The sequence below is a fragment of the Mesorhizobium sp. WSM4833 genome (assembly GCF_055811095.1).
In genome coordinates this window covers 625,348-635,676 of record NZ_JBVVQG010000001.1, presented here as the reverse complement: position 1 = coordinate 635,676, position 10,329 = coordinate 625,348, and the positions used below count along the sequence as shown (strand labels likewise).

Genomic DNA, 10,329 nt, shown 5'->3' with positions numbered 1-10,329 from the left:
GCGCGACGGCGACATCCGCGCCAGCGCCGAATTCAATCTATATCGCGCTCGCGTCTGGGACGTGCTGCGCGACGAGGTCAACAAGGCGCAGAAGGACTGGACCCTGTCGCCAGCCTTCAGTCACTGAGGAACTGGACCCATGGCCTATCTGACCGAGAAGTTTGGCTCCGCTGGAGCGCTCCACCTGTTTGCCGGCGCTGGCGAAACGGTAGCCGCCGCCAGGGTCCCCGCCATCAAGGCCAACGCCAAGATCCGGAGCAAGAAAGCGAGCCACGGCACATTCCTCTATGGCTTGCCGCTGCTCGGCCTGTTCTTCCTGCTGTGGGAGATCGCGCCCCGGCTCGGCTGGCTGAACCGCATCTTCTTTCCGCCGCTGAGCGAGGTGCTGGTCGCCTGGTGGGCGCTGCTCGCTTCGGGCGTGCTGATCGAGCATATCGGCATAAGCCTGCAGCGTGCCGCGATCGGCTTCGCACTCGGCGTGGTGGTGGCCATCCCGCTCGGTCTGTTGATGGGGCGCTATTCGCTGTTCGAGAAGGTTTCCGACCTTTTGGTGCAGACGCTGCGCAACACCTCGCAATTCGCACTGCTGCCGGTGTTCATCCTGCTGCTCGGCATCGGCGAGGAATCGAAGGTCGCGATCACCTTCTACTCCTCGGTTTTCTTTCTCCTCGTCAACACGATCAGCGGCGTCAAGTCGGTCGATCCGCTGCTCATCAAGGCGGCGCGCTCGATGGGCACGTCCGACTTCGACCTGTTCCGGAAAGTCATCCTGCCGGCCAGCATTCCCTCGATCGTCGCCGGCGCGCGGCTGGCGGTGAAATCCTCGCTGTTCGCGGTCATCGGCGCCGAGATGCTGGCGGCCAAATCCGGCCTCGGTTTCCTCATCCAGAATTCGCAGCTGATGATGGAAACGGCCGACATGTACGCCGGCATCCTGACGCTGACCGTCATCGGCCTGACCGTCAATTACCTGCTCGTCTGGTTCGAGCGCTGGGCAACAGCCTGGAAGGGCCAGTCCGAGACCTCGCTCATTTAAGCGGCCCCATTCATTCCAAACAGGAAGGATTTTCCCATGCCCAACATCCCATTCGACGCAATTCGCCGGCTGCTTCTGAAGGGCGCCATTGCCGTCGTCATCGGCCTTGGCGGCATGCCTGCCTTCGCACAGGACAAGCCTGACATCATCCGCATCGGCAGCACGGCGCCGGGGCACCTCAAATTCATCCTCGCCAAGAAGGACGGCTGGTGGGACAAGGAATTCGCCAAGGACGGCATCAAGGTCGAACTGGTGACCTTCAACGGCGGCTCGGAAGCCACGACGGCATTGGCGACCGGCGCCATCGAGTTCACCTATACCGGCAACAATCCGGCGCTGCGCGTTGCTGCGTCCGGCGCCGACGTCAAGCTGATCGGCCTGTCGAGCTATGTGAAGGCCGGCGGTTCCTACATCGTCGTCAAAACCGACTCGCCGTTGAAGACGCTGCAGGATCTCAGGGGCAAGAAGGTCGCCTATCTCACCGGAACGGTGCGGCATTCGAACTTCAGCAAGGCACTGAACAGCGTCGGCCTGACCACCAATGACGTCGAAGGTCTGAACCTGCCTTTCGAGGCATCCGGCCCGGCGCTGCTGCGCGGCGATATCGACGCCATTGTCGAGACGGATTCGACGGCGGCCAAGCTGGTCGACACCGGCGAGGCGCGGGTGCTGTTCGACACCAGCACCCATCCGGAATGGAATGTGCCGAACGTCATCTCGGTCAACGGCGCCTTCGCGGCGAAATATCCCGATCTGGTCAAGCGGCTGCTGAAGGTCGACATCGAGATTTCGCGTTGGGCCGACGCTCATCCGGACGAGACGATCAAGACGTTTGTGGAGGCGACCAAGTCGTCGGAGAAATCCGTCCGCAAGACCTATGCCGACGGGGTGTTCCACCAGGATCCGAAACTCACCGACGACGCGATCGCCGCCTTGCAGGGCGAGGAGAAATTCATGGCCAGCGCCGGGCTCCTGAAGGGCTCGATCGACTACGGAAAATGGGTCGACAAGAGCTTTGTCGATGGCGCCGCGGCTGAAGTCGCTGCCGTCCAATAGACTGGAAGCATCGAGCGGGGCGGGCGCTTTACCGCGCTGCCCCGTTCGTCTGGTCCGTCAAATCTCTGGGATGTTCTCCTTGAAGATCACCTGCAGCCTTGGCTGGTGCAGTTCATAGGGCAATCCCCGGACCGCATGGGTCAAAGTGTTGAGCGCTTCGCGGGCTTCGACGCGCGGGTTCTGGTCGATGACCGCGTCGAGCGTGCCGTCGAGCAGAAGGTCCTTGGTGCCGTCCGTCACCTCGTGGCCGAGGAAGACCATGGACTGGGCGCGGCCGTGCTCCTTGAGCGCGCGGGCGATGCCGGTGTTGCCGGCGCCGACATTGTAGATCGCGGCAAGGTCGGGGTGCCGTTCCAGCAGGGCCGATGCCTCCGAATAGGCCTTCTCGCGGTCGTCGAGCATTTCGCGCATCTCGACGATCTGCAGGTTGGGTGATTCCTCGGTCAGGACGTGGCGGAACCCCATCTCGCGTTCTTCGTGGCCGCGATAGGACAGCGAGCCGGCGAACAGCGCCACCTTGCCCGGATGCCCCGATCCCATGAAGCGGTTGAGCAGATAGCCGGCCAGCCGCCCGGCGGCGCGGTTGTCGATGCCGATATAGGCGACCCTGGGCACATGCAGGATGTCGGAGGCGATGGTCACCACCTTGATATCGTTGGCCGACAGGGATCGGATCGCTTCGCGCACCGTCGGATGGTCGAGCGCTATAACGCCGACGCCTTGCGTCTGTCCGCGCAGGTCCTGCAGCAGGCGGGCGAGCCGGTCAGGATTGAAGCCCTCGATGGTGGCGATATGGACATCGAGGTCGGGCCGCGCCAGAGCCTGTGCCTCGATGTGCCGGTGCAGCATCTTGATGAAGGAATTGGTGCCGGCCGGCAGCGCGAAGTCGAGCCGGATGACCTCGCCAGGCGAGGGCCGTGGCGGCGCGCCGTTCGGGCCTTCGGCGATGTAGCCGAGGCGCTGCGCCATTTCGAGCACGATTTCGCGCGTGCGCGCCCGCACGCCGGGTCGGTTGTTGAGCACGCGGTCGACGGTGGCGGCCGAGACGCCGGCTTCCCGGGCTATGTCAGTCAGGGTGGAACGCACCGTCTTTCATCTCCTGCATGCGTCAGATCGGCTGGTGACGGCTTCCCCGCCATCGGCGATTCTGATGGGAAATGATGTATCCGCCCTTAGCCCATGCGCAAGCCGCTGCGCTAAATCAAATAGTCCGGCAGGGCTGCGCAGGGGCGGGAAGAGTCGTGTGCCCTCAAATTGAAGCACCCGGCATGATGCATGGATCCCGTTTTTGTGCATTTCCTTGCCCTATTGCGATGTTGTGAGGTGTTTTGATTATTTATGATGTTGACAGCCTTGCCATGCTGCCGTCAATATCCCTCATAAGGGCCGTGGAGGAAACGTGGCCCTGAGGGAGGAGTTTCAATGTCTGACTTGATCCGCATCTCGCGGCGCCGGCTGCTGGCATCCGGAGGAAAGGCGGTTGTGATCATGGCCGCCGCTGGTATCGCACCCCAATTCATTCGTCCCGGCCGCGCCTATGCGGCCGACGCGCTGGCGCCAGGCATGATCGGCGGCCCGACGGGCTTCGATGGAGCCGAGCGCTACCAGTATGGCGCCGACACGCCGGAAGGCCGCGCCATCGAGGCGGCCAAGGCGCTGAAGGGCGCCGGCAAGGCGCCCGCCAAGATCGTGCTCGGCCTGTCCGACGGCTCGATCGGCCAGCTCACGCAGCCGTTCCCGGCCGGTGCGCCGTCGATCAAGGAGCTGTGGGAAAAGGAAACCGGCATCGCGATCGAAATCGTCGGTTTGCCGAACGGCCAGGAATTCACCAAGACGATGCAGGACATCTCCACCAAGGGTGGGGCCTACGACATCTATTCGACCGAATGGAACCGCCTCGGCGACCTCGCCGAAACCGGCGGCATCGCCAAGCTCGATGACTTTGTCGCGCAGCACAAGCCCGAATGGGACGATCCCGTCAGCGGCTATGTCAACGGCGCCAAGGGCGTGTCGCTGCTCAACAAATACCGCGGCTCCAACTATGGCGTGTCGCTGGACGGCGACTTCCAGACCTGGGTCTACCGCACCGATTTGTTCGGCGACGAAGCCGAGAAGAAGGCCTTCAAGGACAAATACGGCTACGATCTGGCGCCGCCGAAGACCTGGAAGCAGCATGGCGACATCGCCGCCTTCTTCCAGCGACCGGACAAGGGCCTGTTCGGCTCGACCGACCTGCGCAACCAGGGTTGGGGCTATACCAATTGGTACCAGCGCTATGTCTCGATGGCTTCGCCCAACCAATTCCTGTTTGGCGATGACGGCAAGCCGATGATCAATTCAGAGCAAGGCATCGCCGCCACCAACGAATATGTCGCTTCGCTCGCACATCATTCGCCGGATGCGATCTCCTGGGGCTGGCCGGAGCAATACGGCAACTTCGCCAAGGGTGGTGCGGCGATGACCTGCGCCTTCTCCAACCTGCCGAAATTCCTCGACAATGCCGGAAACAAGGACTCAGCCGTCACCGGCAAGATCGGCTCGATGCTGCCGCCAGGCCGCGAGATCGACGGCAAGCTGATCAGCCGTTCGGTGCTGTGGTTCTCGCTGACCGGCATGGTCTCGTCACAGTCGAAGAACCAGGAGGTCGCCTACCTCCTGCTGCAATGGCTGGGCTCGGCCCGTATCTACGCCTGGATGAGTGCCAACCCCGGCGGTTATCTGGACCCGTTCCGGCTTTCGGACTTCTCCGATCCGCTGGTGCGCCAGACCTATCATGCCTACCACATGGACGTCGTGCGCGAGACGGTGGCGCGCACCGTGCCGACCATCAACTATCCCGGCGCGACAGCCTTCCACAATGCGCTCGACGAGAACCTCATGGCGGCGCTGACCAAGGCCAAGACATCGGAGCAGGCGATGGCCGATACCGAGGCGGAGTGGAAGAAGATCGTGCGGCGCACCGGCGAGGACAAACTGCTCGAAGCCATCAAGACCAACAAGGAGGCCTGGCCGACAGTTCTCGACCCGATCGTCTGATCCATCTCCCTGGATCACATCGAAGGAGGGGAGGAGCCTGCTTTTCCCCTCCGCCCACAACGCCACCAGCAAAGCCGCCAGATGAAGCGTTCCGTTCCTTTCCTGATATTCCGCTATGCCGCGATCTTCGCGGCCATGGCGGTGACGCTGGTGCCGATCCTGTGGATGGTATCGATGGCGTTCAAGCCGATCGCCGAATGGTCGGCGACCGGCGCCGACCTGACCTGGTGGCCGAAGAACCCGACGCTCAGCAATTTTCGTTTCGTCTTCGGCGAGTCGACCAACAATTTGATCGTCGCGCTCGACCGTACCGCGCTGAAGCCGATCCTCGCATCGCTGCTGTCGGCGGTTTTCGGCACGGTGATCGCCATGTCGGCGGGCACTGCCGCGGCTTATGGGCTCTCGCGTTTCGGCTCCGGCCAGAACCTGCCGCTGGCGCTGATCCAACTCAGGATCTTTCCGCCGATGGCGGTCATGATCCCGGTGATGATCATGTGGGCTTTCCTCAACTTCACTGATAGCTGGTGGGGCCTGGCGCTGATCTACGGCATCGTCACCTTGCCGTTCGCCTTCTGGCTGATGAAGACCTTCTTCGACGACATGCCGCGCGAGATCGAGGAGGCGGCGCTTGTCGAGGGCTGTTCGCGGTTGCGCGTCTTCACCCGCATCACGCTGCCGATGATGCGCGCGCCGCTGGCCAGTGCCGCGCTCTTCGTCTTCATCCTCAACTGGTCGGACTATCTGATCGCGCTGCTTCTGACGACGCGCGAATGGGTGACCATCCCGGTCTACATGGCCTCGCTATCCTCCTCGATGACCGGGCAGCTCTATGGCGCCAAGGCGGCGCTTGGCCTGATCGCGGCCGTGCCGCCGGTCATCATGGGCATCGCCATCCAACGCCATCTGGTGCGCGGGTTGACGTTCGGGGCGCTCAAGCAATGAGCGCGGTGACTGTCATGACTTCCAAGGATGAGGTGAAAGCCGCCGGAGCAAAGCCGGTTTCGCGCGATGAGGGCGCAAGGCTGGGTTTCCGGCTGACATTGCCTGCGCAGATCCTGGTGCTGTTCATCTCGGCCTTCCCGCTGTTGATGCAGCTCTACATCAGCGTCACCGACTGGTCGCCCCTGTCGGGCACCGGCTGGTGGAACGCCTGGTCGATGTGGAACAGCTTTGCCAACTACACCGATCTCGCCGCCGACGCGCGCTTCTGGAGCGCGCTGAAGCGTACGGCCATCGTCATGATCGTCTGCGTGCCGGCGGAATTCCTGCTTGGGCTGGCGCTGGCGACACTGTTTGCCGACGATTTCCCGGGCAAGCGCGTCTTCTATTCGATCCTGCTGATGCCGATGATGGTGGTGCCTGCCGTGGCCGGCTACATGTTCTTCATGCTGTTCCAGTCCGGCGGCCCGGTGAACGACATCTTGTCGGCGCTCACCGGATCTCCAGTCACCATCGCCTGGCTGTCGGATCCGACACTGGCGCTGATCGCGGTGATGGTCGCCGACGTCTGGCAATGGACGCCGCTGATGTTCCTTATCCTGCTTGCCGGCCTGGTCGGCGTGCCGGAGGACCAGATCAAGGCGGCGACGCTGCTCGGCGCCAATCCGTGGCAGCGCTTCGTCACCATCGTGCTGCCGAAGATGAAGACGATCATCATCATCGCGTTGGCGATCCGGGTGATCGAGAACTTCAAGATCTTCGACACGCTCTACATCATGACCGGCGGCGGTCCAGGCGTCGCTACCGAAACCATCTCGGTCTACATCTACAAGCTCACCACGCAGGACCTGATCTGGGGCTATGTGGCGGCGATCGCGCTGGCCATTTTGGTCGTGCTGTCGATCGTCGCGGTGTTTGCCATGAAGCGCATGGCGCGTGCACGCGAGGTACCGGCATGAGCGCCATCCACCTGCAAAACCTGGTCAAGAAATTCGGCGACTTCACCGCGCTGAAGACCATGGACCTGGCAATATCAGATGGCGAGTTCATGGCGCTGCTCGGCCCGTCGGGCTGCGGCAAGTCGACGACGATGAACATGATCGCCGGCATGGAAGAACCGACCGGCGGCAAGATCCTGTTTGGCGAGCGCGACATGGCCGGCGTGCCGATGGGCCGGCGTGGCGTCGGCTTCGTGTTCCAGAACTACGCCATCTTCACGCATATGACGGTGCGCCAGAACCTTGCCTATGGACCAAAAATGCGAGGGGCTGCCAAAGCCGAGATCGATCGCCGTGTCGGCGCCATCGCCGAGATGCTGCAGCTTTCGCCGCTGCTCGACCGCAAGGCCGACAGGCTGTCGGTCAACATATTGCAACGGGTGGCGATCGGCCGCTCGGCGATCATGGAGCCGGCGATCTTCCTGCTCGACGAGCCGCTGTCCAATGTCGACGCCGCTTTCCGGGCCGTCATGCGCACCGAACTGAAGCAGCTGCAGCGGCAGTTCCGCCAGACCATGGTCTATGTCACCCACGACCAGCTCGAGGCGATGACCATGGCCGACCGCATCGCGGTCTTGGATCATGGGGTTTTGCAGCAGGTCGGCACGCCGCTCGAGGTCTACAACGATCCAGCCAATGTCTTCGTCGCCCGCTTTATCGGTGCGCCGGGCATGAATCTGCTCAAGGGCAGGCCGGCGGAGAGCGACCGCGGACTGGTCGTCGATCTCGGACCGTTGGGCGTCACGCCGCCGCTGGCGGGCGAACTCGCAGCGGCCATGCGTGGTGCACGCGGCGAGGTGCTTTACGGATTCCGGCCTGAACAGGCGACGTTGGTGCAGAATGGGCACGGCCTCGCAATGCCGGTGACCTTTGTCGAACGGATCGGTGCGCGCACCATCGTCCATCTCGGCCAGGGCGAGGCGGCTGTGAAAACGGTGTTCGACAATGATGTCGGGCTGGCTATCGGCGACACCGCTGTCATCGCTCCCACTACGTCGTCGGTGCGCGTCTTCGACGCCGCTACCGGCCTTGCGATGAAGGCAGGTTGAGATGGCCGATATCGTCTTCCGTAATGTGACCAAACGCTACGGCAATACACTCGCCGTCGACGACGCCTCGTTCACCGTCAACGACAATGAGTTCTTCTGCTTCTTCGGTCCGCCGCTGTCGGGCAAGTCGACCATCCTGCGCCTGGTGCTCGGGTTGGAGACACCTGACACCGGCGAAATCCTGATCGGAGGCAGGCCGGTCAACGCGATGTCGCCGGCCGAGCGCAACGTGGCTATGGTGTTCCAGAACCTGGCGCTGTTTCCGCATATGAGCGCGCTCGAAAATGTCCGCTTTCCCCTGGTCGAACGCCGGGTCGCCGAGGCCGAGATCAAGCGGCGGGTCACCGACGTCGCGGCGAAGCTGCATATCGGCCATATCCTGCACAAGCCGCCGGGACAGCTTTCGGGCGGGGAGCGGCAGCGCGTAGCGATCGCCCGGGCTCTGGTGCGCGATCCCAATGCCTATCTGATGGACGATCCGATCTCGGCGCTCGACGCCAGGCTGCGCGAAGAAACGCGCGTCGAGCTGAAGCGCATCCAGCGCGAACTCGGAAAGACGCTGATCTACGTCACGCACGACCAGGAAGAGGCGATGTCGGTCGCCGACCGCATCGCCATCCTGGAGGACGGCAAGATCAGGCAGATCGGTACGCCGGCAGAGATTTACGACCGCCCGGCCAGCACCTATGTGGCAAGGCTGCTTGGTTCGCCGATGATGAACATCCTCAGATCGGCGCGCGGCGATGGCGGTGTCGAAGCGGCTGAAGGCACGATCCGCATCGACGACAAGACAGCGCCCGCCGACGCCGTGGAGATCGGGCTGAGGCCGGAGGACATCAAGGTCAGACCGTGGGCGGATGGGGGCCCGGGCCGCCCGGCGCGAGTGTTCGAGGTCGAGCCGCTTGGCGGCTACACCGTGGTGACGCTCGCTGCCGGGCAGGCGCGGCTGAAGGCGTTGCTGCGCGGCCAGCCCGACATCCGGCCGGATGCCATGGTGGCGATATCCTGCGAGCCGGCCAGAGTGCATTATTTCGAACAGAGCGGCGGGGCGTTGGCACGATGACGGCCGCCGCAAGGAAAGAGTTTCGGGAGGACGAGATGGCAAGCAAAGGCTTCGAGCCGGACGTGAAGGTCCGCACGAAGGAATACAAGATCGGCTGTGTCGGCGCAGGCATGATCATGGCCGAGTGCCATCTCGCCGCCTACAAGGAAGCCGGGTTCCCGGTGGTGGCAATCGCCTCGCGCACCAGGGCCAGCGCCGAGAAGGTGGCGACGCGCTGGGGCATTCCGACCGTCCACGACACACCGGAAAAACTGATCGAGGACGAAAATGTCGAGATCATCGACCTTGCTTTCCCGCCCGACCTGCAGCCGGCGCTGATCCGTCACGCGCTGAGGCAGAAGCATATCAAGGCGATCCTGGCGCAGAAGCCGCTGGCGCTGTCAGTCGAGGAAGCGGTCAAGCTGCGCGATGAGGCGGCCAAGGCCGGCAAGATCCTCTCGGTCAATCAGAACATGCGCTACGACCAATCGATGCGCGTCTTGAAGCAGATCATCGACAGCGGCGCGCTGGGCGACATCGTCTTCGCGCAGATCGACATGCACGCCATCCCGCATTGGCAGAGCTTCCTCGAGGACTATGACCGGCTGACGCTCGCCAATATGAGCGTGCATCATCTCGACGTGCTGCGCTTCCTGTTCGGCGATCCCGACGAAATCACCACGCTGACACGCAAAGACCCGCGCACGACATTCGACCACTCGGACGGCATCACGGTGTCGACGCTGCGCTTTCCGTCCGGTGTGCTCGCTGTGTCGCTGGAGGATGTCTGGTCCGGTCCGCGCCAGGATGGCTACAAGGACGACCAGCACATCAACTGGCGCGTCGACGGCAGCAAGGGGGTCGCGAAGGGCACCATCGGCTGGCCGACGGGCGCTGCCTCGACGCTGACTTACGCTTCGAACGAGACGACCGGCGGCGAATGGGTCAGCCCGAGCTGGGACACGATGTGGTTCCCGCATGCCTTTATCGGTGTGATGGAGCAGCTCCAGCACGCGGTGAAGACCGGCACGCCGCCGGCGCTGTCGGTCGCCGACAACGTCAAGACCATGGCGCTGGTCGAGGCGGGCTACCGCTCGATCGACGAGGCCCGCACGGTCAAGCTTTCCGAAATCGCTACCTGATCACCGCAGCTGAAACACCAAACAACTGAAT

The 10,329-nt window shown here is 63.2% G+C and carries 9 protein-coding genes; 8 read left to right on the top strand and 1 reads right to left on the bottom strand.

Translation table 11 applies throughout. The features are described from left to right. Positions 1-139: 139 nt before the first annotated feature. Complete coding sequence (locus tag AC0L2D_RS03045; RefSeq protein WP_127366722.1) at positions 140-1,036, top strand: ABC transporter permease; 897 nt, start codon at positions 140-142, stop codon at positions 1,034-1,036. Between the two features lie 36 nt (positions 1,037-1,072). Then, positions 1,073-2,092 carry an aliphatic sulfonate ABC transporter substrate-binding protein gene (locus tag AC0L2D_RS03040; RefSeq protein WP_473540322.1) on the top strand — a complete coding sequence of 340 codons (1,020 nt, stop codon included), beginning with the start codon at positions 1,073-1,075 and terminating at the stop codon, positions 2,090-2,092. A 57-nt stretch (positions 2,093-2,149) separates the two neighbouring features. On the opposite strand, the gene AC0L2D_RS03035 is transcribed toward AC0L2D_RS03040, so the two are convergent. Continuing rightward, entirely contained in the window at positions 2,150-3,178 is a 1,029-nt protein-coding gene (locus AC0L2D_RS03035) for a LacI family DNA-binding transcriptional regulator (protein WP_024501567.1), read from the bottom strand. Between the two features lie 336 nt (positions 3,179-3,514). Between AC0L2D_RS03035 and AC0L2D_RS03030 the strand changes: the two genes are divergently transcribed. From AC0L2D_RS03030 to AC0L2D_RS03005, 6 genes are all read left to right on the top strand, one after another. After that, positions 3,515-5,128, top strand: a complete 1,614-nt coding sequence (locus tag AC0L2D_RS03030) for an extracellular solute-binding protein (protein ID WP_064993886.1) — start codon at positions 3,515-3,517, stop codon at positions 5,126-5,128. An 81-nt stretch (positions 5,129-5,209) separates the two neighbouring features. Beyond that, positions 5,210-6,070, top strand: coding sequence for a carbohydrate ABC transporter permease (locus tag AC0L2D_RS03025; RefSeq protein ID WP_024501565.1), 861 nt, complete (start codon positions 5,210-5,212; stop codon positions 6,068-6,070). Continuing rightward, the gene (locus AC0L2D_RS03020; protein ID WP_473540321.1) at positions 6,067-7,026 is read left to right on the top strand and encodes a carbohydrate ABC transporter permease; all 960 of its coding nucleotides are present in this window, start codon (positions 6,067-6,069) and stop codon (positions 7,024-7,026) included. The genes AC0L2D_RS03025 and AC0L2D_RS03020 overlap by 4 nt, the downstream gene beginning before the upstream one ends. Further along, entirely contained in the window at positions 7,023-8,114 is a 1,092-nt protein-coding gene (locus AC0L2D_RS03015; RefSeq protein WP_473540320.1) for an ABC transporter ATP-binding protein, read from the top strand. Before AC0L2D_RS03020 ends, AC0L2D_RS03015 begins: the two co-directional genes overlap by 4 nt. Before the next feature lies 1 nt (position 8,115). Beyond that, positions 8,116-9,177 (top strand): ABC transporter ATP-binding protein, encoded by a 1,062-nt coding sequence (locus tag AC0L2D_RS03010; protein WP_013530824.1) that lies wholly within the window; start codon positions 8,116-8,118, stop codon positions 9,175-9,177. Between the two features lie 35 nt (positions 9,178-9,212). Then, positions 9,213-10,298 (top strand): Gfo/Idh/MocA family protein, encoded by a 1,086-nt coding sequence (locus AC0L2D_RS03005; protein ID WP_473540319.1) that lies wholly within the window; start codon positions 9,213-9,215, stop codon positions 10,296-10,298. The last annotated feature ends 31 nt before the right edge of the window (positions 10,299-10,329 follow it).